Annotated in this window: 24 protein-coding genes; 9 read left to right on the top strand and 15 right to left on the bottom strand. The window is 56.2% G+C overall.

The features are described 5' to 3' along the window. Positions 1-135 precede the first annotated feature (135 nt). From sodC to HALA3H3_RS04555, 8 genes are all read right to left on the bottom strand, one after another. Entirely contained in the window at positions 136-687 is a 552-nt protein-coding gene (gene sodC / locus HALA3H3_RS04590) for a superoxide dismutase family protein (RefSeq protein ID WP_022520147.1), read from the bottom strand. 81 nt (positions 688-768) lie between these two features. Beyond that, complete coding sequence (locus HALA3H3_RS04585; RefSeq protein WP_022520146.1) at positions 769-1,941, bottom strand: M20 family metallopeptidase; 1,173 nt, start codon at positions 1,939-1,941, stop codon at positions 769-771. Next, positions 1,926-3,347: a M20 family metallopeptidase gene (locus HALA3H3_RS04580; protein WP_022520145.1), complete on the bottom strand. Its 1,422-nt coding sequence runs from the start codon at positions 3,345-3,347 to the stop codon at positions 1,926-1,928. Before HALA3H3_RS04580 ends, HALA3H3_RS04585 begins: the two co-directional genes overlap by 16 nt. 38 nt (positions 3,348-3,385) lie before the next feature. Then, positions 3,386-4,399, bottom strand: a complete 1,014-nt coding sequence (locus tag HALA3H3_RS04575; RefSeq protein WP_022520144.1) for an ABC transporter ATP-binding protein — start codon at positions 4,397-4,399, stop codon at positions 3,386-3,388. Then, positions 4,396-5,445 (bottom strand): ABC transporter ATP-binding protein, encoded by a 1,050-nt coding sequence (locus tag HALA3H3_RS04570; protein WP_022520143.1) that lies wholly within the window; start codon positions 5,443-5,445, stop codon positions 4,396-4,398. The genes HALA3H3_RS04575 and HALA3H3_RS04570 overlap by 4 nt, the downstream gene beginning before the upstream one ends. Continuing rightward, positions 5,438-6,346 (bottom strand): ABC transporter permease, encoded by a 909-nt coding sequence (locus HALA3H3_RS04565; RefSeq protein WP_022520142.1) that lies wholly within the window; start codon positions 6,344-6,346, stop codon positions 5,438-5,440. The genes HALA3H3_RS04570 and HALA3H3_RS04565 overlap by 8 nt, the downstream gene beginning before the upstream one ends. A gap of 11 nt (positions 6,347-6,357) precedes the next feature. Next, the gene (locus tag HALA3H3_RS04560; RefSeq protein WP_022520141.1) at positions 6,358-7,275 is read right to left on the bottom strand and encodes an ABC transporter permease; all 918 of its coding nucleotides are present in this window, start codon (positions 7,273-7,275) and stop codon (positions 6,358-6,360) included. 76 nt (positions 7,276-7,351) lie between these two features. Further along, positions 7,352-8,869 carry an ABC transporter substrate-binding protein gene (locus tag HALA3H3_RS04555; RefSeq protein ID WP_022520140.1) on the bottom strand — a complete coding sequence of 506 codons (1,518 nt, stop codon included), beginning with the start codon at positions 8,867-8,869 and terminating at the stop codon, positions 7,352-7,354. Between the two features lie 181 nt (positions 8,870-9,050). Between HALA3H3_RS04555 and HALA3H3_RS04550 the strand changes: the two genes are divergently transcribed. The 5 genes from HALA3H3_RS04550 (at position 9,051) to HALA3H3_RS04530 (ending at position 14,049) form a co-directional block, all read left to right on the top strand. After that, positions 9,051-9,998 carry a LysR family transcriptional regulator gene (locus HALA3H3_RS04550; RefSeq protein WP_022520139.1) on the top strand — a complete coding sequence of 316 codons (948 nt, stop codon included), beginning with the start codon at positions 9,051-9,053 and terminating at the stop codon, positions 9,996-9,998. A gap of 116 nt (positions 9,999-10,114) precedes the next feature. Further along, positions 10,115-10,888: a pseudouridine synthase gene (locus HALA3H3_RS04545; RefSeq protein ID WP_022520138.1), complete on the top strand. Its 774-nt coding sequence runs from the start codon at positions 10,115-10,117 to the stop codon at positions 10,886-10,888. Between the two features lie 35 nt (positions 10,889-10,923). Then, entirely contained in the window at positions 10,924-11,790 is an 867-nt protein-coding gene (gene tcdA / locus HALA3H3_RS04540; protein ID WP_053856901.1) for a tRNA cyclic N6-threonylcarbamoyladenosine(37) synthase TcdA, read from the top strand. After that, complete coding sequence (locus HALA3H3_RS04535; RefSeq protein WP_022520136.1) at positions 11,787-12,005, top strand: DUF1653 domain-containing protein; 219 nt, start codon at positions 11,787-11,789, stop codon at positions 12,003-12,005. Before tcdA ends, HALA3H3_RS04535 begins: the two co-directional genes overlap by 4 nt. A gap of 28 nt (positions 12,006-12,033) precedes the next feature. Then, a complete protein-coding gene (locus HALA3H3_RS04530) occupies positions 12,034-14,049 on the top strand; it encodes a RecQ family ATP-dependent DNA helicase (RefSeq protein ID WP_022520135.1) in 2,016 nt (671 codons plus the stop codon). A 7-nt stretch (positions 14,050-14,056) separates the two neighbouring features. On the opposite strand, the gene HALA3H3_RS04525 is transcribed toward HALA3H3_RS04530, so the two are convergent. Then, the gene (locus HALA3H3_RS04525) at positions 14,057-15,571 is read right to left on the bottom strand and encodes an AbgT family transporter (RefSeq protein WP_022520134.1); all 1,515 of its coding nucleotides are present in this window, start codon (positions 15,569-15,571) and stop codon (positions 14,057-14,059) included. Between the two features lie 74 nt (positions 15,572-15,645). Further along, the gene (locus HALA3H3_RS04520; protein ID WP_022520133.1) at positions 15,646-16,827 is read right to left on the bottom strand and encodes a M20 aminoacylase family protein; all 1,182 of its coding nucleotides are present in this window, start codon (positions 16,825-16,827) and stop codon (positions 15,646-15,648) included. 158 nt (positions 16,828-16,985) lie between these two features. On the opposite strand from HALA3H3_RS04520, the gene HALA3H3_RS04515 reads away from it, so the two are divergent. Further along, complete coding sequence (locus tag HALA3H3_RS04515; protein WP_022520131.1) at positions 16,986-17,909, top strand: LysR substrate-binding domain-containing protein; 924 nt, start codon at positions 16,986-16,988, stop codon at positions 17,907-17,909. Positions 17,910-17,991: 82 nt separating this feature from the next. On the opposite strand, the gene HALA3H3_RS04510 is transcribed toward HALA3H3_RS04515, so the two are convergent. The 5 genes from HALA3H3_RS04510 to HALA3H3_RS04490 form a co-directional block, all read right to left on the bottom strand. Further along, positions 17,992-19,413, bottom strand: coding sequence for an FAD-dependent oxidoreductase (locus HALA3H3_RS04510; RefSeq protein ID WP_022520130.1), 1,422 nt, complete (start codon positions 19,411-19,413; stop codon positions 17,992-17,994). Next, complete coding sequence (locus tag HALA3H3_RS04505) at positions 19,413-20,345, bottom strand: polysaccharide deacetylase family protein (protein WP_022520129.1); 933 nt, start codon at positions 20,343-20,345, stop codon at positions 19,413-19,415. Before HALA3H3_RS04505 ends, HALA3H3_RS04510 begins: the two co-directional genes overlap by 1 nt. 4 nt (positions 20,346-20,349) lie before the next feature. Further along, positions 20,350-21,303 (bottom strand): polysaccharide deacetylase family protein, encoded by a 954-nt coding sequence (locus HALA3H3_RS04500; protein ID WP_022520128.1) that lies wholly within the window; start codon positions 21,301-21,303, stop codon positions 20,350-20,352. 28 nt (positions 21,304-21,331) lie between these two features. After that, positions 21,332-21,997: an isochorismatase family protein gene (locus HALA3H3_RS04495; protein WP_022520127.1), complete on the bottom strand. Its 666-nt coding sequence runs from the start codon at positions 21,995-21,997 to the stop codon at positions 21,332-21,334. 64 nt (positions 21,998-22,061) lie between these two features. Next, complete coding sequence (locus HALA3H3_RS04490; protein WP_022520126.1) at positions 22,062-22,979, bottom strand: isocitrate lyase/PEP mutase family protein; 918 nt, start codon at positions 22,977-22,979, stop codon at positions 22,062-22,064. A 227-nt stretch (positions 22,980-23,206) separates the two neighbouring features. Here HALA3H3_RS04490 and HALA3H3_RS04485 point away from each other — a divergent pair, with 227 nt between their 5' ends. The 3 genes from HALA3H3_RS04485 to leuD all read left to right on the top strand — a co-directional run bounded on the left by HALA3H3_RS04485 (position 23,207) and on the right by leuD (position 26,236). Continuing rightward, a complete protein-coding gene (locus HALA3H3_RS04485) occupies positions 23,207-24,013 on the top strand; it encodes a GntR family transcriptional regulator (protein ID WP_022520124.1) in 807 nt (268 codons plus the stop codon). Positions 24,014-24,158: 145 nt separating this feature from the next. Beyond that, on the top strand, positions 24,159-25,598 hold the full coding sequence (leuC, locus tag HALA3H3_RS04480; RefSeq protein ID WP_022520123.1) for a 3-isopropylmalate dehydratase large subunit: 1,440 nt from the start codon (positions 24,159-24,161) through the stop codon (positions 25,596-25,598). Continuing rightward, positions 25,598-26,236, top strand: a complete 639-nt coding sequence (gene leuD / locus HALA3H3_RS04475) for a 3-isopropylmalate dehydratase small subunit (RefSeq protein WP_022520122.1) — start codon at positions 25,598-25,600, stop codon at positions 26,234-26,236. The genes leuC and leuD overlap by 1 nt, the downstream gene beginning before the upstream one ends. Positions 26,237-26,317 lie beyond the last annotated feature (81 nt).

The following is a 26,317-nucleotide window of genomic DNA, read 5'->3' as shown; positions in this document are numbered from 1 at the left end:
AGCAGGCACTTCTTTAGCAGAGCTGAATGTACAGATAACCACTATAAAATCACAGCTAGACTTTAGTGGGCCGTAAGCAAAAAAAAGGACAGCCGAGAGGCTGCCCATTTTGTCGATTAACAACAACGGTAAAGCTTAAGACTCTACGACGCCGCAAGCCATTCGGGTGCCGCCGCCGCCCAGGTGGGGTTCATCTTTGTAGGTGTCGCCGCCTTCGTGAATCATCAAGCTGCGGCCAGGCATATCTTCCATGCTCAAGCGCGGCGCCAAGACGGGGAGATTGGCTTCGCCATCTTCATTAACGGTTAGCACCGGTAGATCGCCTAAATGACCTTCTCCATAGGGGCCTTGGTGAGTGCCGGTTTCTTCAGGGTCATAGTGTCCGCCAGCCGACAGTGCTGCGGTCATCTCGCCACTGTCATTCTCGGCGGAATCACAGCTGGCATTCTGGTGAACATGAAAACCGTAGACCCCAGGCTCAAGGCCCGTCAATGAAGGTGTCAGCAGTAAGCCGTGATCCGTATGTTCAAGGGATACGGTACCGATTGACTCTTCATTACCCTCGGTGCTGACTTTATGCATCTCGACATCAAGCGTTTCATTGGCTTGTGCCGCTGAGGTGGCGAGCAGCAGCGAGGCGGCAATAGCGGTAAGCGGTGTTGAGAAACGTATAGTTGAATAGCGCATGTTGATCTCCTTCCGAATCCATGGAAACGCTGTAGCAGCGTTGCTTACTCAAGGTAGTTGGCTAGCAGTTACATTGCCAATTTAACGTGCCGAAGCAAAGGATACATCGTGCAAATTCAATAACGTAGAAGCGAGTGCCTGAGTGCGCGGCACCAGTGTGTCCAGCAAACAGTACTCTTCGTCAGTGTGCATTTTTGCGCCGACAGGGCCAAGACCGCACAGAGTGGGAATGCCCAGGCTGGCCGTCCAGCCCGCATCAGAACAGCCGCCAGTGAATTCGCCGTCAACAGCAAACCCGATCGCCTTAGCCTGAACCTGATAAAGCTCAAACAGCGCGCTGCTCATACGTGCTTCGAGAGGATAAAATTCAGAGGTTTGTTCTATGGTCGCAAGAGTGTCGGGAACGTCGGATTCCGCGATAATCGCCTCAATGGCTTTATACAGCTGATCACGCTGGGCGGTGGTAACAAAACGAGTGTCCAACTGTGCCGACGCGAAAGGCGCGACGGTATTGCGTGATACACCACCGGTGATGGTGCCCACATTGGTGGTGATACCTGCCTCGTAATCGGTCAACGCATGCAGCTTGATGATCTTGCGGGCGAGTGTTTCGATGGCGCTGGCGCCATCGGCATGGCTCACGCCGGAGTGGGCGGCTTTGCCGGTGACGTTGATCAAAAAACCAGCACCTCCTTTGCGACCAGTGACCACATTGCCGCTGACCCGCCCTGGCTCGACGTTCAAGACGGCACGTGCCCCCTGGGCGGTGGCTTCGATGAACGCCCGCCCATCTGGCGAGCCAATCTCCTCATCAGCGGTAAACAGGGCGCGAACGGGCAATGGGCAGTTGGGCAGGCGGCTTAATGCGCGCAGTACAAAGCAGTTCATGACCAGGCCGCTTTTCATATCGGCAACGCCAGGGCCAAAGCCGACGTTGTCTTGCTGGGTATAACCTCGGCTAGCCACGGTGCCGGTAGGAAAAACCGTATCGCGATGGCCCATTAAGAGCACATGGCCTTGGCCAGTTCCTCCCAGTTGTGCTTCTAAAATATCGCCTGACTCAGGGCGCTGGTGGCGTATGATGGTGATGCCATCTTGTTCAAGCCATTGAGTAATCTGATCGGCAACCGCATCCGTGCCTGCTTTGTCGTAGCTGTTGGAATCGATATTGACCAGCGCCTCAAGGCAATCTTGCATCGCCTGCTGCTGGCCTTCCAGCCACGCGCAAACCTGTTGGGTTAGTTCGTCTTGCATAAGGCTTTCTCTCTCATGATGTCTGATCCTTGGTCACTCAAATCCCAGAATAGCCCCGCCATTAAGATCAGTGCCTCTGAAGCGATGCTCCCCAATAGGTGTTCGTCAGGCGCGTGCTGGGAGCAGGAGGGGTAGGAGTGTGGAACCCATAGCGTGGGTAAGCCCAGGGTTTCGGCAAACACATCGTTGGGTAACGAGCCGCCTAAGTTGGGTAGCAGCGTCGGCGTTTTATGGGTGGAGCGTTGCATAGAGGCCAACGCCCAGCCCACCCAGGGGTCTTCAGGATCGAGTCGTGTCGCCGCCATTTGCGACATGCGCGCAGCGCTTACCTCAATATCGTGATAGCCGTGTTGATCCAGGTGATGGCGTAAATGGACGAGAAAATTGTCCTGGTCGCTGCCCACCACATAACGCAGTTGGCAGTGGGCATAGGCCGTTGGCGGAATAGCATTGGCCGGGGCATCCGGGTTGCCCGCCTTCATGGCGAGCACTTCTAAGGTGTTCCAGCCAAACAGTCGTTCAGCGGGCGATAGTCCTGGCTCACCCCAGTCAGTGTCGATAGTGGGGGCATTGTCGCCGACGCCGACTTCCAATGCGGCGAGCGCTTTACGCACGGCTTCGGGTATTGGATCAGGCCGTAGGCCTTGGATTTGAATAACGCCGTTGGCATCCACCAGTGTGGCGAGTGCATTGGCCAGACGCACCGCAGGGTTTTTTAATACGCCACCCCAGTTGCCCGAGTGGTGAGCGCCTTCACGGGCCTGGAGTTTAAGGTCGAAATTGAAGGAACCCCGTGAACCTAAAAACAGCGTGGGAGCGTCGGCATTCAAACGCGGCCCATCTGAGCCAATAAACACATCGGCGGCGAGGCGGTCACGGTAGCGGTGGCAGATCTCTTTTAAGCCAGGGGAGCCCGTCTCCTCGCCCATTTCCAGCACCAGCTTAACGTTATAGCCCAGGCGCCCATTGCTTGCTTTCAGCACGCAGCCCAGCGCGGCTAAATTGATGGTGTGCTGGCCTTTGTTATCCGCCGTGCCACGTCCGTACCAGCGATCCCCTTGCTGGGTGATTTTCCAGGGCGAAAGCCCTTCAGCCCATTGGTCGTCATAGCCGCGGATGACATCGCCATGACCGTAAGTTAATACGCTGAACGAGGCTTCTGGCTCAAGGCGTTCAGCAAGCAGAAACGGCCCAAACCCTTCAGCCGGGTTATCAACAATGTCCCAGCTAAAACCGAGCTGCTCAATATCCGGAATGATCTGTTCAGTAAGGTAGCGGTGAAGCTCTTCCTGTCTATTCGATTCCTGGCTTTCGCTGCGGATGGCAATGCGCGGGGCAAGCTGGTCATAAAAATCGCCGCTGTCAAAGTAAGCTTTGGCATGATCTAAGGCGTGTTGGCGCGTCATAGGCACTCCTTTTAACGTTAAATATTGATTAAATATGTTTAGGCAAGGTGGCAGGCGACACGCGCCTGGCTGCCCTTGCCAAAAGCTTGACCGGAAGCATGCGTAATAGCGCTCAGCTTGGGTGTCTGCTCTGAGCATTGCGGTTGAGCGATTGGGCAGCGGGGGTGAAAAGCGCAGCCTGAAGGTGGCTGAGTGGGGTCGGGCTGGCCTGCCCCCAGGCCTATGTCGGGCACGCCTAGACCTGGCTCCGGGGTCAACGCGGAAGCGAGTAGCGCTTGGGTATATGGGTGGCGTGGTGAGGTGAAGATTTGCTCACGGGTACCCTCTTCGACAATCTGGCCTAGATACATGACCGCGAGCCGGTCCGCGAGATGTTCGACCACGGCGAGGTCGTGGCTAATAAACAGGTAGGTAAGGCCAAACTCATCTTTAAGGTCGAGCAGTAGATTGAGGATCTGCGCCTGGATCGATACATCCAGCGCGGAAGTGGGTTCGTCACAAATCACCAGATCAGGGCGCATAATTAGCGCTCTGGCAATCGCCACCCGCTGGCGCTGCCCCCCTGACATTTGCCCAGGGTATTGCTGGGCGGCGCGTTTGGGTAGGCCGACCAGGTCAAGCATCTGATCGACCTTCGCTGCCTGTTCACGGGGCGTGCCTAGCGCGTGAATACGTAGCGGTAAACCAACGATCTGAGCAATCCGCTGGCGTGGGTTAAGCGACGAATAAGGGTCTTGGAATATCGGCTGTATATGCCGGGCCAGTGCCTTTTGGTTAGCGTTAACAATCGCTTTGCCATTGATCAGCACATCGCCTGAACTAGGGGGTGTCAGCCCCAGCAGCATCTTGGCCAAGGTGCTCTTGCCACAGCCTGATTCGCCCACCAGCCCCATCACCTGGCCGCGCGGAACGCGTAGCGATACCTCATTGACTGCTTTTAGGGTTTGAGGCTTATGTAGCATGCCACCGCCCAGTTTGAACGTTTTAGACAGCGCGCAGAGTTCGAGGGCAAGAGGATCCATACTGTTTGCAGGAGAGGTGGTGTTTGTCATGACGTTACCTCCTGATCGTTTAGTGGCGCTGGGCTGGCTAGCTGATGGGCAAAGTGGCAGCGTGAAAAGTGCTCGCCTGCCACTGCCTGTAAGGGGGGCGTGGTTCGGCACCGCTCATCCGCTTGATCGCAGCGATTGCAAAAGGCGCAGCCCTCGATTTTGCCTACCAAGCTGGGCACTACGCCTGGGATCGCCTGCAAACGACTGCCTGGCAGTGTCTTGCCGGGCGTCGGTATGCAGCGCAACAAACCTTGGGTATAGGGATGGCTGGGGGCTTTAAAGAGGGCCTGTGCAGAGGCGGTTTCAATCACTTCGCCGGCATACATCACGGCGACCCGGTCGGCGATACGCGCAACGACACCCAAGTCGTGGGTGATGAAAATGATCGCCGTGCCAAACTCCTGCTGTAAGTCGCGTAGCAGATGCAGGATTTGCGCCTGAATCGTCACATCTAATGCAGTGGTGGGTTCATCGGCGATGATCAAATCGGGCTCACACATTAGTGCCATGGCGATCATCACCCGCTGGCGCAACCCGCCCGAAAGCTGGTGGGGATATTGGCGCATTCGCTCTTCTGCAGCGCTAATGCCGACTCGTTTAAGCAAATAGAGGGCGCGATCGTGGGCCGCTTGACGCGATACCCGCTGGTGGCGGCGCAGGGCTTCGCAGAGCTGATTGCCCAGGGTGTAGGCGGGGTTGAGGGCGGTCATGGGCTCTTGAAAAATCATCGCCATGCGTGCACCGCGAAGATTGCTGCGCCCGCGTTCAGGCACCGTAAGGAGATCAACGCCGTCAAAGTTGAGGCAGTCGGCGTTTACCTGCGCCTTGCGCGGCAGTAGGCCCATTAATGCCAGCGAGGTCATGGATTTACCACAGCCTGATTCACCTACAAGACAGAGCATTTCTCCACGCTCAACGTGAAAGTCGATACCCCGTACCGCGTGAAGGGTGCCCTTTGCCACGGGCAAGTCGACGCGCAGCTGTTTAACCGTCAGTAGAGGCGAGCTTGTTGCCGCGGAATGCTCAGCGGTTGATAGATTACTCATTGCGGCCTCCCGGTGCGCTGAGATCGCGCAGTCCATCACCCAGCAAGTTAATCGCCAGCACTAGCATAAACAGCGCACCGCCGGGGATCGTAATCACCCAGGGCTGAAAGAACATATAGGTTTTGCCTTCGGCGATCATCAGCCCCCAGGAGGGAGATGGTGGCTGTACGCCCATGCCCAGAAACGACAGCGTTGCTTCGAGCAAAATGGCGTTGGCGACTTCGAGAGTAGCCACCACGATCAGTGCGCCCGCAATATTGGGGAGCACCTCACGCAGTAGAATGTAAGGTAACGGGCAACCTAGCGCCTGAGCGGCTTGCACATACTCAGCATCGCGCAATTGCTGAGTAGCCGAGCGGGCAACGACGGCAAAACGATCCCACAGCAGCAGCCCTAGCAATAGTGTTACCGAGAGCATCGACCCACCCATCAGCGACGCCATGGCCAGTGCTACCAACACCACAGGCATGGCAAGACGGGTGGTGAGCAAGTAGCTCACCACAGCATCGACGCGACCGCCAAAGTAGCCTGCCAACACGCCTAGCGTAGTGCCAATTAGCCCTGAAATGAGCGCCACCACCAGCCCGATAAAGAGTGAAATCCGGGAGCCATAAATTAGGCGGCTCAGGTAGTCGCGGCCGAGGCGGTCGGTGCCTAATGGGTGTGTCCAGCTCCCGGTTTCATGCCAAATCGGCGGCACCATGCGATTGGCGGTGTCCTGTAAATAGGGGTCATGGGGAGCTAACCACGGCGCCAGAAGCGCAATACTCCCGAGTGAAGTAATGATCAATAACCCGATAGTTAAGTTGCGGTTATTGAGCGTGCTGCGAACCAGCCGCGAAGACCAAGTATCCGCTGGGCGTTGCGCGGCCACCGCCGGTGGGGAAAGGGTTTGTGCCATGGTGTTCTCCGTTAGCGCGCGCGTAGGCGTGGGTCGAGTACTGCGTTGAGAATGTCGGCAAGTAGCGTCAGCACGATATAAAACAGCGCAATGATCAACACAATGGCTTGAACCACTGGGTAGTCATTGCGGGAAATAGCGTTCCAGGCCAGTTGCCCCAGCCCGCGTAGCGAAAAGACAGTCTCTATGACCACCGAGCCGCCGAGCATAAAACCCAGTTCCACGGCGGCCAGCGCCACCACAGGAATCACCGCATTGCGTAACGCATGTTTGAAGATTACCGACCCGGTGCGCAGCCCTTTGGCCCGTGCGGTGCGAATGTAGTCCGCTTCTAGTACTTCCAGCATGCCGCTACGGGTGAGCCGCATCATGGCGGGGGTGGCGTAATAGCCAAGCGCAATAGCGGGCAGTATGAAGCCTTGCCAGCTATCGCTGCCCGCGGCCGGAAACCATTGCAGGTTGACGGCAAATACGATGATTAACGTTAAGCCAAACCAGAAGTTCGGCATTGCCTGGCCGGTAACCGCAATCGCCATGGCCATACGGTCTATCCAACTGCCACGCTTGAGTGCAGCTACCACGCCGAGGGGAATAGACACGCCCAGGGCAATCGCCAAGGCGAAAATCCCCAGGGTCATTGTCACCGGTAGTCGTTCAACGACTAGATCCATGACCTCGCTCTGGTAGTAGTAAGAGCGTCCAAAGTCGAGCTGAACTGCCCCCCATAGCCATGTGGTAAATTGCTCAAGCACCGGTCGATCCAGGCCGTACTCCACGCGGATTTGCTCAACCTGTTCAGCGGTGGCCTCGGGGCCGCCTATGGAAAGCGCCAAGTCCCCTGAGAGCTGCAGCAGACTAAAGCAGAGCACCGAAATGGTGAACGCGACGCTAAGGGCTATCAGCGTGCGTTTGAAAACAAATGCCCACATAAAGCATTACTCCCTCGCTGCGGAAAGCGAGCCGTGGCGAGATTGCCACGGCTGCCGTCAAGTCGATCAGGCGCCGTTACTTCCAGCTCGCTTCGTAGAAGCGGGGGAGTTCATCAGGGTAGGCAGTGAAGTCGAGATCAGCGGTGTGGGCGTAGTAGGTGGAGTAGGAAAACAACGGTGCCCAGTACGCTTGCTCGGAAATGCGGGCGAACGCTTTTTGGTAGTGCTCTAAGCGCACATCAGGATCTACCGAAGTATCGGCGACTTGCAGCCACTCCTGCACCTGGGTGTCCTGCCAGAGATCGTCAATGCCGCCTGTGAAATAAACGCTGACGAAAGCCGAGACATCGTTAATAGAGAAGGAGCCCCAGGCTTTGAACGACATATCGGTTTGACCGTTGCGCTGAAGCTCCAGCAACGCGGGGGAGGTCATAAAGCGCAGGTTGGCATTGATGCCCACTGCACGCAGGTCGCCAATCATCGCTTCGGCGTAGTCACGTTCACGGTAGGCGTGAAGGTCAATGTCGAAGCCATCGGCGTAACCGGCCTCGGCGAGTAGTTCGCGGGCTTTGTCAGGGTCGTACTCATACTCGATGACGTTCTGCGTTTCACAGCCGAACTGGGTGGGAAAGCAGGGGGCATACAGAGGCTGGCTGCCGCCACGCACCAAATCGTTAGCCAGGCCTTCTCTGTTCATCGCATGATTGATGGCTTGGCGTACGCGAAGGTCATTTAGCGGTGAATCTTCCCGTGTTGCGGCATCCAGCCCGATATAACCCACCCGCATGGTTTCGCCGCCAAGCACGCTAAGCTGAGACATACCGCTTAACGACTCAGCTTGATCCGACGGCACGCGCCAGATCCAATCGACTTGACCGGACATTAATTGCGCCATACGTGAGTCCGCATCGGCAATGGCCTTGAACTCGATATTAGCGATCTCCGGCTGACCAATAGGACTGTCGGCAAAGTAGTCATCAAAGCGTGTCAGGCTAACCCCATCCCCGGGGCGGACGTTGGTAATCCGGTAAGGGCCGGTACCTACGGGCTCACGACTAAAACCCTCGATACCCACTTCCTGGAAATACTCATCGGGGTAAATTGGCATTGGGCCGGAAAGGTACTCAAGGGCTGCCGGGAAAGGCTCTTTGAGGTGAATGCGCACTTCGTACTCATCAAGCTTCTCAACGCTTTCAATCCAGTCAACATTTTGGCGTGTCACCACTCGCGATTCGGGGGATACCGCGTAGTTGAAGGTGAATGCCACATCGTCAGCGTTGAAGGCTTCGCCGTTGTGAAAGGTCACGCCTTCGCGCAGCACAAGATCCAGGGTTTTATCATCGGCCCATTCCCATTCGGTGGCCAAGCGCGGCTCGTACTCGTTGGTTTGCGGGTTGCGGTAAATCAGCGTGTCCCAGGCCAAATGGGCGAGAATAACCCCTTCACGCAGGTTGTTATGGTAGGGGCTAACGTTTTCAGGTTCGCTGTCAGAGGCATAGACCAGAGTATCGTTGGCCTTGCCAGCTAATGCGGGTGTCGCGATGCTGAGTAAAGCAAGTGACGTAACGCAATAAAGAGTTCTCGATGTTTGCATGCCATACCTCGTTTTTTAATAAGGGAAGGTTATGAGCGTTTGGCGTACCAGCGAGGCTTGTTGTTTTTTAGATGAGCCGTCACCTTGAATTAAAACTAAGCTATTAATTAGCCATGCTACCAGTGCAATGTTTAGAATTTATCATTGCCGTTTTGGCAATGTTTTGGTGAGGGGAGCCACTATGAATCCACGCGTATTACAAGAAACAGCGTTACGTTACTTTCTCGAGGTGGTTCGCTGTGGCTCTATTAGTGAAGCCTCTGGGAAGCTAAATGTGGCGCCCTCCGCCATCAGCCGTCAGATTGCCCGGCTGGAAAGCGAGCTGGATACGCTATTGTTTGAACGCCGAGCGCGGGGCATGGTGCCCAGCGCCGCTGGGGAACTGCTGGCAGTGCACGCCCGCCATATGCAGCTTGAGGCAGACCGAATTGGCAGTGAAATCCTGGCGCTGCGGGGGTTGCAGCGGGGCAAGGTGCGTCTCGCCAGTTCAGAAGGGTTTGCGGTCGATTTTTTACCCGCGGCAATTGCGGCTTTTCGCAAGCGTTACAGCGGTATTCATTTCCACCTAATGGTGGGGCCACCCGCCCAGGCGACCCGGCATGTGAGGGAAGGCGATGCGGATATCGGCATTACCTTTAGCCTCAAACCCGAAGCAGATATTACCGTTGCCCTTAGGCAGCCCGCGCCGATTATGGCGCTGGTTTCTCCACACCATGAGCTTGCCGTTAAAAAACATATTTCGCTGGCGCAGCTTCAGCACTATCCGCTGGCGTTACCCTCGCCAGACACGACCCTGCGCCAGCTGTTTGATATCTGCTGTAGCCGTCAAAACCTGGCGTTTGAATCAATTTTTAGCAGCGATTACACCGAGGCTTTAATCAATTTTGCCATGCTTGGCGGAGGGGTAGCGCTTGCTGGCGAAATATCCGTTCGTTATCGCATCCATCAACAGCGTGTGGTCGCCATTCCTATTCGTGACCAGGGCATGGACTCCCGCTTTATCGAAGTCCAGACCCTTGCCAAGCGAACATTGCCGACGGCGACGCAGGCATTTTTAGCGTTTCTAAAAGAGCATATCCCGCCTGGGCAACTGCCGCTCTTTCCTACTCCACCAACAATTAACTGCTGATCACCTGCCTTCTTAGTAAGCGCTGGCGTGAATAGCGTATTGCGCGGATGACATCTCACGGCCAAGCCGCGACAATGGCGCCCTGTTTAGATTGTTAGCTTTAACCGGGGAGCGTTATGACGCCACTCAACATCCTCTATCAGGATGAGTATCTCGTCGCGGTACATAAGCCGTCAGGGCTTTTGGTGCATCGCTCGGCGTTGGCGCGTGGTGAAACCGAATTTCTGCTTCAACGCTTACGCGACCAGCTTGGCAAGCGGGTTTACCCCGTTCACCGGCTGGATCGGCCGACCTCTGGGGTAATGGTATTTGCTCTCTCGTCGGCAGTGGCTGGCCTGCTCAGCGATGCGTTTAGCGAGCGCCAGGTGGAAAAGCGCTACCTGGCAGTGGTGCGCGGTAAAGCACCGGAAAATGAACGTTTGGATTACCCGCTAAGGGAAGAAGACGGTACGCGCCCCAAGGCGGAAATGCCCGCTATGCCCGCGATGACCGATATTCGCCGCCTGGATAGCGTCGAGCTGCCCGTGCAGGTCGACCGCTACCCGGTGGCGCGCTACTCCCTGGTAGAGGCGCGGCCGATGACCGGTCGCCGCCATCAAATTCGCCGCCATCTTTCCCGGCGTGGCTACCCGATTATTGGCGATGCCAAGCACGGTAAAAGTGTCCACAACCGCTTTTTTGCCGAGCAGATGAAGGCTCCGCGCTTACTGCTCGCCGCGACCTATTTGGCCTTTGACCATCCGCTGTTAGACAAGCGTGTACAATTGAGCTGTGCCTTGGATGACACCATGATCGCGCTGTTTAACCAGCTTGGCTGGGCGGGGCATTTACCGATGGATAGCGTGCGCACGCCGCCCCACACCACGCCTTCCGCCCTTCAAGCGTTATGAGTGAGTTTGTGATGTCCTCAGCTACTCCATCGAGCATGCCGTCCGCCTCGCCTGTGCCTACGGCTAACGTGAAACCTCCTTCTGCAGATTATGATTTTCGCTTTGGCGGCATTCGCCGTCTTTATGGCCAGCGTGCAGCCGAGGCATTTCGTCATGCCCACGTGGTGGTGGTGGGTGTCGGCGGGGTAGGCAGTTGGACGGTAGAGGCGCTGGCACGCTCGGGCATTGGCAAGCTGACGTTGATCGACCTGGACGACGTCTGCGTTTCCAACGTCAACCGCCAGCTCCACGCGCTAGATGGTACTATCGGTCAGCCCAAGGTTGATGTGCTGGCCGAGCGCTGCCGCTTGATTGCCCCGGAAATTGAGATTGTGGCGGATACTGCCTTCGTGACACCCACCAACCTGGCCGAGCGGATTCCCGATGACGCCGATCACGTGGTAGATGCCATCGACAGCGTGATTGCCAAGGCCGCCCTGATCGCCTGGTGCAAGCGACGCAAAATTCCCATCACGGTGACCGGTGCGGCTGGTGGGCAAACCGATCCCACGCGTGTTCAGGTCGCGGATCTCACCCGTACCGAGCACGACCCTCTGCTATCCAAAGTGCGCTCGCGGCTGCGTCGGGATTACGGTTTTTCACGCAACCCCAAACGGCGCTTCTCGGTAGAGTGCGTCTACTCCGACGAGCAGTTGGTGTATCCCGGCGCCGACGGTGAAGTGTGCCTGCAAAAGCCTGGCAGTGGTGATGCCACGCGCTTGGACTGCGCTTCCGGTTTTGGTGCTGCGACTTTTTTAACCGGCACCTTTGGTTTTGTCGCCGCGTCAAAAGTGCTCGAACGCCTTGCCAAAAAAGCCAACCAGCCAAGTGCCACAAACGCCACTCAAGAGGAGAGCCAATGACCGCCCCCGTTCCCGGTATTTATCGCCACTATAAAGGCAGCCTCTACGAAGTGCTTGGCACCGCCCAGCACAGCGAAAACGAAGAGCCGCTGGTGGTGTATCGTGCCCTTTACGGTGACTACGGCCTCTGGGTGCGCCCGCTTGAGATGTTTACGGAAACAGTGACGAAAGAGGGCCACACCCAGCCGCGCTTTGCGCTGGAGAAGGCGTTTTAAGGCGGAATTTCGTTATCAAGGAGTGCTCATGCCCCCCTCATCACCCCAGCAGACGCTGAAAGAAGTATTCGGTTTTGACGACTTTCGCGGCGGCCAACAGGCGGTGGTGTCAAGAGTGCTGGAAGGGCACTCCACGGCGGCGATTTTTGCCACCGGCGCGGGGAAGTCGCTTTGCTATCAACTCCCGGCGCTGCATTTGCCGCACTTAACCCTGGTGGTATCGCCGCTGCTGGCGCTGATGCAGGATCAACTGGCGTTTCTGGCCCGCCACGGCGTGGCAGCGGCAAGCATTGATTCCACCCAAGATCGTGACGCTACCCGGGAGGTGATGGAGCGCGCTAAAAGCGGCAAGCTGAAAATCCTTATGATCTCGGTGGAGCGGCTCAAGAATGAGCGCTTTCGTCACTTTCTACGCCAGGTTCAAATATCGCTTTTAGTGGTCGATGAAGCCCACTGCCTCTCTGAGTGGGGGCATAACTTCCGCCCTGACTACCTCAAACTGCCGGACTACCAGCGCGATTTTGCTATCCCTCAGGTGCTGCTGCTCACCGCCACGGCGACCCCAGCGGTGATAGCCGATATGGGTGAGAAGTTTGCCATTGCGCCGGAGAACGTGATTACTACCGGCTTTTACCGTTCCAATCTTGAACTGCTGGTATCTCCGGCCATGGAAGGTCGCCAGCAGCAGCTGATCAACTGGCTAAAACCGCAGATGCAGCCGGGTAGCGAAGCGCCGACGATTATTTACGTCACCCTGCAACAAACTGCCGAGCGAGTCGCTAAGGCGCTGGCGGCCCAGGGGATCGCTGCCCAGGCCTACCATGCAGGGCTAGATTCCCAGCGACGGGATGAGATTCAGCGGCAATTTATGAGCGGCGAGTCGCCCTGCATCGTGGCCACTATCGCCTTTGGCATGGGCATCGATAAGGGCGATATTCGCAACGTGGTGCATTATGACCTGCCTAAATCCATCGAGAACTATAGCCAGGAGATTGGCCGGGCGGGACGCGACGGCCTGCCTTCTACCTGCCTGACCCTGGCCGGGCGGGATGGCTTGCGGGTGCTGGAAAACTTCGTTTACGGCGATACCCCTGAATATGCTGGCATCTATCGCCTGCTGGAAGAGATCGCTGCGGCAGGCCAAACGCCGGATCGCCAGTGGGAGGTATTGCTCAATACGCTTTCCCGGGATACCAATATCCGCCCGCTGCCGCTGAAAACGCTGCTGGTGCGGTTGGAAATGCACGGCATTATCGCTCCGCGCTTCGCATTTCTAGCCGAGTACCGGCTGCGCTATCATCTTGAGCCAGACCAATTAGTTAGCCGCTTTGAAGGCGAGCGGGCGGCCTTTGTGCGACTTTTAGTCGATAATATTCCTATCGCCCGCACCTGGGGAACGGTGGATTTTGACCGCCTACATCAGGCGGGGCAGGCGCAGCAGATTGACGCTTCCCGTGCTCGCGTCATTACCGCCCTTGAGTACTTTCAAGATAAGGGCTGGCTAACCCTGGAAGGCAAGCGGATGACCGATGTCTACGAGATCTGCCAGCCGAACTTTACCATTGAGGCGCTGGCGAGACAGCTGTTTGAGGATTGCCTGAATCGGGAGCGAATCGAGATTGAGCGGCTACAGGCAATGCTAGCGCTGTTTGAGTCGGGGAGCTGTCTGACTCGGCGGCTAGCCATGCACTTTGGTGATAGTACCTTTGGTGACAGCACCTTTGATACACCATCCAATACTGAGCAGGGACGCTGCGGGCATTGCTCGGTGTGCTATGGCCACCCGGTAAAACTACCGGATGCGCCGCCCGAGCCACCGCTAACGACGGCCGATTTTCAGCGCTACGCCACACCGCTGATTGAGCGCCACAGCGAACAGTTCGGTCAGCCGCCCAATGCCCAGCGGGTGGCGCACTTTCTGTGTGGCTTAACCATGCCGGTGTTTACCCCGCTCAAAGCCCGCAGCCTGAACGGCTTCGCGGTTTTTGAGCAGCGCGCCTATCCAAAAGTGCGTGAGTGGGCGGAGGCGATGCTGGGACAATAAAGGCCGATCAAAGTCCGAACGGTAACCCCAGCCAGTACCAAATAAAGAACAGGCTGCTCCAGCCGGTTAACACGGCGAGGGAGTAGGGCATGGCGATGGTCAGTAGATGGCCAAGAGTAAACGACTTGTTGTAAAGGTGAATGACCGCCAGCACTAACGGTAGATAGGGGTTGATGGGTGAAATCACGTTCGTCGATGAGTCGGCTACCCTGTACGCTGCTTGGATGGCTTCTGGCTCAAGGCCCAGCAGCATCAGCATGGGTAGAAAAATCGGCGCCATCAGCGCCCACTGCGCAGAGCCACTGTAAAGAAATAGGTTCACGACGGCGGCCAGTAAAATAAAGCACACTAAAGCCAGCGCCGTAGGCATATTAATTTGCAGCAGTAGATCCGCGCCATTCACTGCGCTGACAATCGCCAAGTTTGACCAGTTAAAGATGGCAATAAACTGCGCCACCATAAAGACGATGACAATAAACCCACACATATCGCGCATCGCCGCTTCCATTAAGCGCGGCACATCGCTGGATTGTTTGATCTTACCTACCGAAACGCCGTACACAATGCCGCACAGGCTAAAGAACAGCACGATGATGGGCACCAAACCACTCATAAAGGGCGAAGGTAACAGACCCCCTTCAGCGCTGCGTAAGCCGGAACCCGCTGGCAGAATCAGCAGCAGGATAACCGCGATATAGGCCAGTGCCGCTATACCGGTGTAGCGCAGCGCACGCCGTTCTGTGTCGGTTAACTGTACGCCGTGGCTTTTGTTCTCATCATCACTCTGATCCTGAAAGCGCGCCAGCATGGGCTCGACATACTTGTCGTTCATGACGGTGATAATCAGGGTAATTAACGGCACCGAGGCACACATAAAGAACCAGTTGGACACCACACTGACTTCGTAGCCGGGACGAACGCTCTGAACGACTTCCGTCGAGATGCCGGATAGCAGCAGATCCGTGCCCGCAATAAAGAAATTGGCGCTAAAACCGGCAAAAACGGCGATAAAGGCCACCATAATGCCGGCAATCGGGTTCCGGCCAACAGTTTTAAACATGATGGCGGCCAAAGGGGGAATCAGGAAAACCGCCGCATCCGAAACCAGATTGCCGATGATCGAAGTGATGACCACCGCCGGGGTAATAAAGCGCGGCGCCACATTACTCAACATGCGTCGGATGGTGGCATCGGCGAGGCCAGTTTTCTGGATCAGCCCCAGCGCTAATACCATCACCAGTACCAGCCCTAGCGGGCGGAAACTAGTGAAGTTAGTGACTGCCCCGGTCACCATAAATCTTAGCCCATCCCAGCTAAGCAACGAACGAACCTGAACGAGCTCGTCGGTGGCAGGGTGGCGCACAGGCTCGACCCACACGCTCATCACAACCGACAGGCCTAGCGTGGCGACAAAAAGTATAAAAAACATAATAAAAGGGTGGGGCAGGACATCGGCTATTCGCGCAATCCGGTGCATTAATCCGGTGTTGCCACCGGACGTTGAGAGTTTGTTCGCTTCCATGTTGTTCTCCGCTTTATATCTGGAAGTGCTGTTTCTTGAAGTGTGCTTTCTTGAACTGCGCTTTCTTGAAATGCTTAGCGAGAGGGGAGTTCACGCTTTATTAGCTGAACAAAATAAGAAGCGCCCACCGGGATAATGTTGTCGTTAAAGTCATAGCTGGGGTTGTGAACACTTACGCCACCGGTTTCGCCTTCAACACCATTGCCCAGAAACACATAGCAACCCGGAACGGCTTGCAGCATGAAGGAGAAGTCTTCGCTGCCAGAAATCGGTAAGCAATCAGGGTTGACCTTTGCATCGCCAACGACTGCGCGGGCAACATCGGTGGCGAGTTGGGTGGCTTGCGGGTCGTTGACCGTGGCCGGGTAGCTACCGGGGTGAATGGTGAGCGTTGCGGTGGCGCCGTAGGCATGGGCAGTACTGGCAACCAGTTGTTCCAGTCGTTGAATTGCATGCTCACGTACAGCGTCGTTAAAGGAGCGAATGCAGCCCCGCATGCTGGCAGTATCGGGAATGACGTTGAACGTACCCGAGCCAGCATGCAGGTCGGTAAAGGACAGCACGGCGGAATCGAGCGGGGCAGTATTGCGGCTAACGATAGTCTGCGCGCCGCTGATAATCGCGCTCACGATCAGCATCGGGTCAACGGCGTGCTGCGGCATTGCCGCATGGCCGCCTTTGCCGTGAACGTCAATGGTGAAACGGTCTGAGCTGGCCAGCAGGGGGCCTTCGCGAAACCAGAATTCGCCTTGAGGAATTCCCGGCATATTGTGGATGCCGTAAACGCGATCACAGGGGAAGCGCTCAAACAAACCATCATCCATCATTGCCTTAGCGCCGGCTAAGCCCTCTTCAGCGGGCTGGAAAATAAAGTGTACGGTGCCGGAAAAGTCGCGATGTTTAGCCAGATACCATGCGGCGGCTAACAGCATGGTGGTGTGACCGTCGTGGCCGCAGCCGTGCATTTTTCCCTGGTTAAGAGACGCATGAGCGAACTGATTGTTTTCCGTCATGGCGAGGGCATCCATATCGGCGCGCAGCCCGATGGTACGAGCGGCGAGCGTTTTGCCGCGCAGTACGCCGACGACTCCGGTTTTAGCGATGCCGGTATGAACCTCGTCAAATCCCCACTCTGTGAGCTTATCCGTCACTAACTTGGCGGTACGCTGCTCCTCAAAGCCTAGTTCCGGGTGCTGATGAATATCCTGTCGCCAAGCAGTGAACTGTGCGTTGTTACCCGCAATTTCATCGATCATAGGTATCCCTTTAGGTTTATTGCAACGATAGCACTTAAGCTATAGCTAAATATTATGCTTTGAGTGTTGGGACGAAGTCTTTTAGCTACCTTTAACTGTATACTGGCTTTTTTAGTCAGATATATTGATTTTTGCTTATCGAAGGATGACAAAATGTTATGGCTTATCGAGGATTTACGGACAGCCAGATAGAAGCCTTCATGTGGATTATGAAAACCAGTAGCGCTACGGAAGCCGCCAGTAAGATGCTGATTTCACAACCGGCGATTAGCCGTTTGATAAAACAGTTGGAGGCGCGGCTTGGGTTTGATCTATTCGAACGCCACAATAATCGCCTGCTCCCGACCCGGCGTGGCACGCTGTTTTATGACGAGGTGGAGCGGGTTTATATTGGTTTACACCATTTGCGACAGTTTGCCGAACGACTGAAAGAGAGAGTGGCAGGCCAGTTAAGAGTGGTCAGCATGCCTGCTTTTGCGGTAAGTCTGGTGCCAGATGCCGCTACGCTGCTTGCCGAGAAGTTCCCTGACCTTGAAATTAGTCTCTACTCCTACCGATCCAGCCAGATAGCGGAGGAAGTGGTGGCCCAGCGCTTCGATTTTGGCATTACCACCGATCCTCGAATTGATCCGCGCTACCAGAGCTTTCAGTACTCTCTACCTGGCATGTGCCTTATTCCGCCAGGGCATCCGCTGGAAGCTAAAGCGCTTATCGACATTGAAGATTTAGCCAATGAAACGCTGATTTGTGGTGAGCCCAATGAGCAAAGCCGTCACCGGATTACTCAGCGACTGAGGAAACATGCCGTTTCGCCCAAAAAAATATGGACAGTCTCGCTGGGGGAGATGGCGATCCGACTAGTAGTGAACGGTGCCGGTCTTGCGGTGTTAAACGCCGTATCGGCCTGTTATGCAAAGCGAGCGGGCGTGGTGGTTCGCCCTCTTGCGTTTGATATTCGTTATGACTTTCAAATTATTTTGCCGCTGGAAAAAGATCTTGAACCCGCCATCAACATCATCAATGCTGAGCTGATCGCTATAATCGAGCAAAAAATTTTCGAAAGCCTCAAAATAGTTGGCTAGCAACTGACCTTTACCCAGCTCAAGGCGCGCCTGTCAGGCAGGGCGCCAACGGGTGGCGCCCTGTACTTAGTGGTGTAGTGGCTCAAGGGAGTGCCGCTGAGCTTAACTTTAAGTGCAGCAACTCCGCGGCACTTTTACCCGCTATGGCACCCAGCACCACGGCGCTAAGCAGGCCGTTGCCAGAAAGATAGCCGCTGTCGTTGGAACCTGAAACACCGCGGGCGGCACCGCCTGCGGCGAACAGGTTGGGTAATGCTTGCCCATGGGTATTGAGTACCCGCGCGGTGGGGTTGACCTCTAAACCGCCCTGGGTGTGAAACAGCGCACCGGTGACCCGAATGGCGTAGTAGGGTGGTTTGAGCAAATTAGCAGGTTCAAAATGGCGGCCAAACGTATCGGGCGTTTGCTCTTCGGCATGCTGCTGCATCGCCGCAAAGGTGGTCTGCAGCGCTGTTAGTGGCAGGCCCAATCCAGCTGCCATCTCTTCAAGGGTGGCAAAGCTGCGTACCGCGCCGCTCTCTTGGGCGTTACGGTAATCCTCAAAGGCCTGGGCAGATTCCTGTATGCGCGCATCGAATAGATTCCAGGCTACCTGCTCCGGCTGCGCCAGCACTTTGGCTGCCTGTTCGGAGTAGCCGCCGTGCTCGTTTGAGAATCGCTTGCCGTTTAGATTGACCTGAATGCCGCCCTGCATCATCAGCGCCCAGCTAATCAAAATCTGGTGGGGTGTTGCCAGCGAGCCGTGGCCCTGGCATGCACCCAGATCTTTTGTACTGGCGCCCATGGCCTGCCCCCACAGCAGTGCATCGCCCTGGTTTCCCTCATGGCCGTAGTAGAGCGCGTGTTTGAGCGTGGGCAGATAGCGCTCTACCAGTTCAACATTACCGCCGTAGCCGTTGCAGGCCAGAATCAGCGCGTCGCAGCCAATGCTTTCGCGACTGCCATCCGGGCGCTCAATGGTTACGCCCCGCACTCGCTGAGTGTCATCAACGTGCAAATCCACTACTCGCGCCTGGGCCAAAATATCAATGCCTGCCGCTTCGGCGGCATTGAGCAGCGCCCCCATTAGCTCTTCACCGGTTCGCCGTGGCGTAGCATGCATGCGCAGGTGGCGGTGGCCGGGGTAGAGAAAGCCCTCCACCAGTTCAAAGGGCACGCCGTGCTGATCCGCCAGCCACTCGATGGTGTGGCCTGATTGAGTAGCGAGTAGTTCGACAATAGCTGGGTCTGCTTCAAAACCGTTCTTCTTTTGAATATCTTCCGCCATGGCTTCAGCAGAGTCAGTGACGCCCAAATTATGCTGAAAGCGCGTATTGGCAGCAGGAATAAAGCCTGACGACATCGCCGTGCTGCCGCGGGGCAGTGCATCACGCTCCAATATCGCCAGCTCTACTCCTGACTCTTGGGCGGCGAGTGCCGCCACCAATCCGCAGGCCCCTGCGCCAATAATCAACAGCGGCAGGTGGGCATCAAAGCTATCGTGGGCATAGGGAATAATTGCCATTACACCTGCTCCGCTGCATTTTGAAACGCATCAAGAATTTCGCCTGCTGGGGCTTGCCATACGTCTGGGTGGCCGCTGATATGGGCCAGCACTTCTTCCAGGCAGGCAATGCGATGGGGCTGGCCCACCAGCCAAGGGTGGAGGTTTAAGGCGAATAAACGACCGCCCTGCTCGCGAGACTCTTCCAACAGAAAATCGAAAGCGTCTTTCACCTGGGTCACCCAGGAATCTTCCGAGTGCAGGTTCTGGCTCATCACAAACTGGTCTTCGATCTCAGTGGCCAGCGGCATCATGGTCAAACTGCCTGTCTTGGTTTCACAAGAGTAAGGCATATCGTCGTTCACCCAGTCGGCGCAGTACTCAATGCCGTTTTCTGCCAGCAGGTCAGGGGTGTTGAAGCTTTGGTGCTTGGCGGGGCTTAGCCAGCCGCGAATAGGTTGACCGGTGACGCGGCGCAGGGTGGCCACAGAGCGCTTGACCAGCTCGGTTTCCTCTTCAATCGGCTGGCCGCCGTAGTGCAGGTGATCCATGTTCCAGCCGTGGGCGATAAATTCACCGCCGTGCTCTTTCAAACGCTGAACTAAGTAGGGCGTCTGCTCAGCCAACTGCGCATTCATCGCAAAGGTAGGCGTGATGTTGTGTGCCGCCAGTGCTTTGAGTACCCGATAGATGCCCACCCGGTTGCCGTAATCCCGCAGCGAGAAGTGGCGTAGATCCGGGTAGGGCATGGTCATGCCGTTAGGTACTTTAAACGGCTTGCCGCGCTGGTTCAGCGGGTAGAACTGCAGCGAAATATTGACCCACACCGCCAGGGTTTTGCCTTCGGGCCAGGTGACCGGCGCTCGTTCGCTCAGCATCGACCATGCATAGCGCTTATGGTCGTAGCCGTGGCGGCGGTAGGGGTAGTCGAGATAGTCGTCGTGAAGCGCCATAGCGTTACCCCTGTTTGCCTGCAGTGGTGGCCTGGGCCGCCATACTGTCGAGGGCGGCATCGTAATAGTTGGCCAAGTAGTAATCAGCAATCTCGCGGCCGGTAGCGACCCACACATCCGGGTGGCCGGTGATGTACTCCAGCGCCTCTTCGAACGCCTTAATACGATGCGGGCAGCTCACCTGATAGTTATGAGTGGGAATGCACATCACTGTGCCGGACTCCGCGCCCTCGGCATAGAGGCGGTCAAAGTGGCGCTTGAGCATGGTGGCGTACTGGCGCGGCTCTACTTTATTCACCGCGTAGACGATGGTGTCGTTCATCTCCAGCGAGTAAGGCATGGAGATAAAACGTTTGCCGGAGCGAACGCTGACCGGCGTCGGCTGGTCATCGTGGAAGAGATCACAGGTGTAAATCCCTCCTTTGTCACCGAATAACTCTTCGCCCACTTCGGCAAATAGATCCAGGGTGCGCTCTGAATGGGAAAGCGCGGGCGCCAGATAACCTGCACAAGCCTGGCCAGTATGGCGGTAAATGGTCTCCATGCTGTCACGGATCATTGCCCGCTCCTGGGCTTCGCTCAACCCATAGGTGTAGCGGGTGTTGTAAATGCCGTGGCTGAAAAACTCCCAGTCGCGCTCTTTGCACATCTGGATAATCTCGGGGTGGTGCTCGCACAGTGCGACCGAAAGTGACACCGAGCCACGAATGCCGTACTTATCCAGCAGGGTCATCTGGCGCTGGTGGCCAACCCGGTTGCCGTAATCGCGAATGCTGTAGCCGGGTACCGAAGGGTGCGGATGCGGCCAAGGGTTACGCTGGGGGTTCAGCGGTGGGTCGAGTTCGTAATACTCGATATTGGGTGCTACCCAGAAGGCCACCTTGGCGCCTCCTGGCCACTCGATTTTAGGGCGTTGGTCGTAGGCCCAGTAGTCGTAAACGCCTAGTGACTCTTTCATAACCGGCTCCTTTGAAACTTGGTAGTCCTTAGGTGTTGCCATTTAGCCATTCGAGTACATTGGCAACCGGCAGAACGTCGGCATACTTGAGATGCAGGTCGGTCAGGTTGGCGTAGTGATAGCTTTCGTGTTTATCCGCGACGCACTCCATGGGCACGATGGTGCGGTAGCCCCGGGACAGGCTCTCCACGGCGGTGGCGCGAATGCAGCCGGAAGTAGAGCCGCCTGTGATGATCACCGTATCGATCTGATGCCACACCAGCAGCGACTGCAGCGGCGTTTCAAAAAATGCCGAGGGCATACGCTTGGTGTAGATCACATCACGGCTGCGGTCTATCTCGCAGCGCTCGTCGAATTCAGCGCGTTCAGAGCCATACTTAATGTTTTGCAACGAATCAGGCGTATCGGTACGAGTACCCCAAACCCCGGCGTCTTCGGCGGAGTCTAGAAACGCCACGTGGGTCCAAACCACCGGCCAGCCTTTCTCCCGAAAACCGCGGGCCAGTTGGTTGGTGTACTCCAACTGCTTGGGGTCTGTTTCATAGGCGGTTTTGAAGAGATCGGTGCGGGTATAGGCCTTTTGTGGGTCGACATTCACCAGCACCGCTTTGTTGCCAAAGCCAAAGGGTACCCGCTGAGGGTTGGCCATGACGTCGTTAAAAATCTCTCTCGCCGTTTTGTCGGTGGTCTGCATCGTCGTCTCCTGAATAGTTATTTATTCGCACTTATAAATATTGGGCACGGTTTGATGAGAGGCACTAGCGATTGTCGTACTGCTCGCCGAGCTCCAGCATCGCCTGGGTGCCTAAATAGTCGTTAAGCTGTTTGAAATCGAGCATTTGGTCGCGGAAGGCATCGGTGGTGCCATCCTGCTTAAGCGTGGCAAAGAAACGGCTGGCCATGTAGGTAATCGCCCGCACCAGTGCGCCGGGGAAAATCACCAGCGAGAAGCCTAGGTCTTCAAGCGCCTGAGCGTTCTGCAGCGGCGTGTCACCCCCCTCGACCATATTGGCCATGATGGGCACCTTGCCTTTGAACTGGGTCATGATTTTGCTGATATCTTCGTCACTACGGATACCTTCGATAAACAGCATATCCACGCCAGCTTCATAATAGGCTTGGGCGCGCTCAATGGCGCTGTCGGTGCCTTCCACGCCCAGCGCATCGGTTCGGCCAATAATAAGTGTGTTGTCATTTTCACGGGCGTCCAGTGCGGCATGCAACTTACCGACCATTTCGCTTTTGGAGACCAGGGTTTTACCGCGCAAGTGACCGCAGCGCTTGGGGTAGGTTTGATCCTCAAGCTGAATGGCGTTAACGCCAGCGCGCTCCAGCAGTCTAACGCTGCGCATCACGTTCATGGCGTTACCAAAGCCGGTGTCGCAATCCACGACCACGGATAAATTGGTGCGCTCGCGAATATGCGACATGGCGGTGCAAATTTCAGTAATGCTGAGCAGGCCAATATCCGGCCGCCCCAGTTGGGTGTAAGCCAGACTGGCGCCGGAAAGGTAGACCGTATCGAAGCCCGCTTGCTCAGCTAGGGATGCGCCTAACGCATCAAACACACCGGGGGCGACCACAATGGAGCTATCTTTCAGTTGCTGTCTAAGCTGGGCGGACTGTTGTGAAACGTGCTGTGAAGCCTGGTTTGAAGAGCGGTGTGGGCGTGTCATAGCGATCTCATCTGTTTTAAGTAAGCGTCAGCGGCGAATATGAGGCCACCTAGTTAGTGATACTTAAGAGCGCTGGTTCTGTAATAATGGCTCTCAAAGGGGCAGCAGCAGTTGTATTATTGATTGGCTATCAATATGTATTATATGTAATACATTTTTATGTCTATTATTATCCCTACGTCAAGCCAGATTTGAATTTTTTAACCATTTTCTAAAGAGAGGCGTGGATGAGTGAGGCACAACCCTCCGCGGTGGGCGGCACCAAATCACACCGCATCTACCTGCTGTTGAAAGACGCTATTTTGAGTGGGCGGCTGCCAGCGGGCAGTAAACTGCCAGGCGAAAATAAACTGGCCGAGCAACATGGCGTGTCACGCGTCACCGTTCGACGTGCGATGGAAGCGCTGCAAACGACAGGATTGGTAGAGCGTAAAGCCGGCGTGGGCACGGTGGTGTTGGAGCAGCCGTTGGATGCCACGGTGATGACCGCCAGCGTGTCTAACCTAATGCCCAATATGGTCAAGATGAGCCAGGCTTCCCAGGTGCGGCTGCTGGAGTTTGCCTATGTGCTGCCACCGGAAATGATTCGCGAGCGGCTGGGCATGGGGCCGAGCGGAAAGGTTCAGCGCTCGGTGCGGGTGCGTATGGTCGACGACAAGCCGTTTTCCCATTTGGTAACCCACGTGCCTGAATCGATTGCCCTGCACTACAACGAGATGGATTTAGCCCATACACCGCTGTTTGTTCTGCTGGAGCGCAGCGGCGTGAAAGTTGATCACGCCTCCCAATCGATTTCCGCCACTCTGGCCAGTCACGAGGTCGCGGAAGCGCTGGATGTTGCCGTTGGCTCGCCGCTGATTTCACTTACCCGGGTGGTGTACGACGAGCAGGGTCGAGGCGTCGAGCACTTGGATGCGCTCTATCGTCCTGATCGTTATCGCTTTCAAATTGACCTGGAGCGTAACGGTGACGATAACTCCCGCTACTGGGAGCCCAAGGTGGGCGGAATGCCGACCAGAGGGAAGGCTGAGTAGTGTGATTGGTTGATTTTTTAATGTATTAGATTTAATACAGATTTAAAATTACAAAAAATACATTTGACCTGTGTTGTGAAATTGCGCTAGTTGTATTGGGTGAGAACGATAAGTCTAACGAAGGCCGAGGCAACGAGCGACGACCATGAGTACCCCAACAACGCTGTTTGACAAAGTTTGGCGCGCCCACGAGGTTCACCGCAGTGAAAGCGGTCAGAGCCTGCTGTGGATTGACCGCCACTTTGTCCACGAAGGCTCCTTCCACGCGTTCAATAAGCTGGCTGAACGCCAGTTGCCCGTTGCACGGCCCGATTTAACCTTTGGTATTGCTGACCACTACGTACCAACGCTGACTCGCGACCTGGCAGGTGTTGCCGACCCCAAAGTGCGCTCGATGATTGAGCAGCTCTCCCACAATACCCAGCGGCATGGGGTGACGCTGTTTGGTCTCGATGACCCGCGTCAGGGCATTGTTCATGTGCTAGGCCCCGAGCAGGGACTCACTCAGCCCGGCATGGTGATGGTGTGCGGCGATAGCCATACCGCCACCCATGGCGCTTTTGGCAGCATTGCCTTTGGCATTGGCGCCTCGGAAGTGGCCCACGTGCTGGCCACGCAAACCTTGTGGCAGAGCAAGCCCAAGGTGATGCGGATTAGCGTCGAGGGCCAACTCGCCGAGGGCATCACCGCCAAAGATATTGCGCTCACCTGGATTTCGCGGCTAGGCGCCGACGGCGCACGGGGTTATGCCATTGAGTACGCTGGCGAGGCGATCCGCTCGCTCTCCATGGAAGCGCGTCTCACGCTGTGTAATCTCTCCATTGAAGGCGGCGGCCGCTGCGGCATGATTGCTCCAGACCAAACCACCTTTGACTATTTGCGTGACCGCCCCTGGAGTCCGAAAGGGGGAGCCTTCGAGCAAGCCTGCACCTATTGGGCCACGCTCTACAGCGACCCAGGCGCCCGTTTTGATCTTGAAGTGACGCTGCATGCGGACGAAATCGCGCCGACGGTGACCTGGGGCGTCTCGCCCGAAGAAGCGCTGCCGATTGATCGCGCTGTGCCCGACCCTGAGAAATTGAGTGATCCCGCGAAAGCGCGCCAGGCTCGGGAGAGCTTGGCCTATATGGGCTTAACGGCGGGCCAAAAACTCACCGATATCAACATTGATCGGGTCTTTATCGGTTCTTGTACCAACGCGCGTATTGAAGATTTACGGGCCGCTGCGGCTGTCCTGGCAGGCCACAAAAGCCGCGTGCCCGGCGTGGTCTCGCCAGGCTCAACCCTGGTGAAAACCCAGGCCGAAGCCGAAGGGTTAGACCGTATCTTTATTGATGCCGGGCTTGAGTGGCGCCACTCCGGTTGCTCCATGTGCGTGGGTATGAACGGTGATTTAGTGGCCAGCGGCGAACGCTGCGCCTCGACCACCAATCGCAATTTCAAGGGCCGCCAAGGGCCTGGCGCGCGCACTCATTTGATGTCACCCGCCATGGTGGCCGCAGCGGCGGTGAGTGGGCGGCTAGCCGATGTGCGTACGTTAACAGCGGGCGTTGATTCATCCGTTCAGGCTTCAGGAGCTCGCTAATGCAACCTATTACCGTACTAGACACCCTTGGCGTTGCCCTTGCCGCGGCTAACGTGGATACCGATCAGTTGATTCCCGCGCGCTTTATGAAAGAGCCGCGCAGCGTCGGCTACGGTCAGTTTTTACTTTATGACGTTCGCCACGACGAGCAGGGCACACCGGACGAAGAGTTTATTCTTCATCGCCCTAATGCTGCCGACGCTGAAGTGATGGTCAGTCGCCGCAACTTTGGCGCGGGGTCATCGCGGGAAGCGGCAGTCTATGCACTGGTCGATTACGGCTTTCGCTGTGTGGTGGCGCCAAGCTTTGGCGATATTTTTGCTTCTAACGCCGTCAATAATGGCTTACTGCCTGCGGTGGTGGAAGAGGATGAAGCCGAGCGTTTGTTATCAGCGCTTGGCGATGCACCGGCGGCGATACACGTTGACTTAGACAAGCAGGTCGTCCGTGTCGCCGAAGTAGAAGTCAGCTTTTCAATTAGCCCGGTTTGGCGCACCAAGCTGCTTAACGGTTGGGATGATATTGATATGACCCGCCAGCATGCTGACACCATTACTGATTTCTCAGCACAGTACACGGCACAGTTCCCTTGGACAGCGGCTCAGCCGCCAGAGAGTACCCTTATCAGCAAGGGGTAGAAACGGCCTGGAAGTATATTGCTAACAACAGCACGCACGTTTGCAACAGACGTTTATAAGAAGGGTTAATAAACAGCAGCT

This window comes from Halomonas sp. A3H3 (assembly GCF_000982975.1).
In the GTDB taxonomy this organism is placed as follows: Bacteria; Pseudomonadota; Gammaproteobacteria; order Pseudomonadales; family Halomonadaceae; genus Vreelandella; species Vreelandella titanicae.
This window is presented reverse-complemented; position numbering and strand designations above follow the sequence as displayed.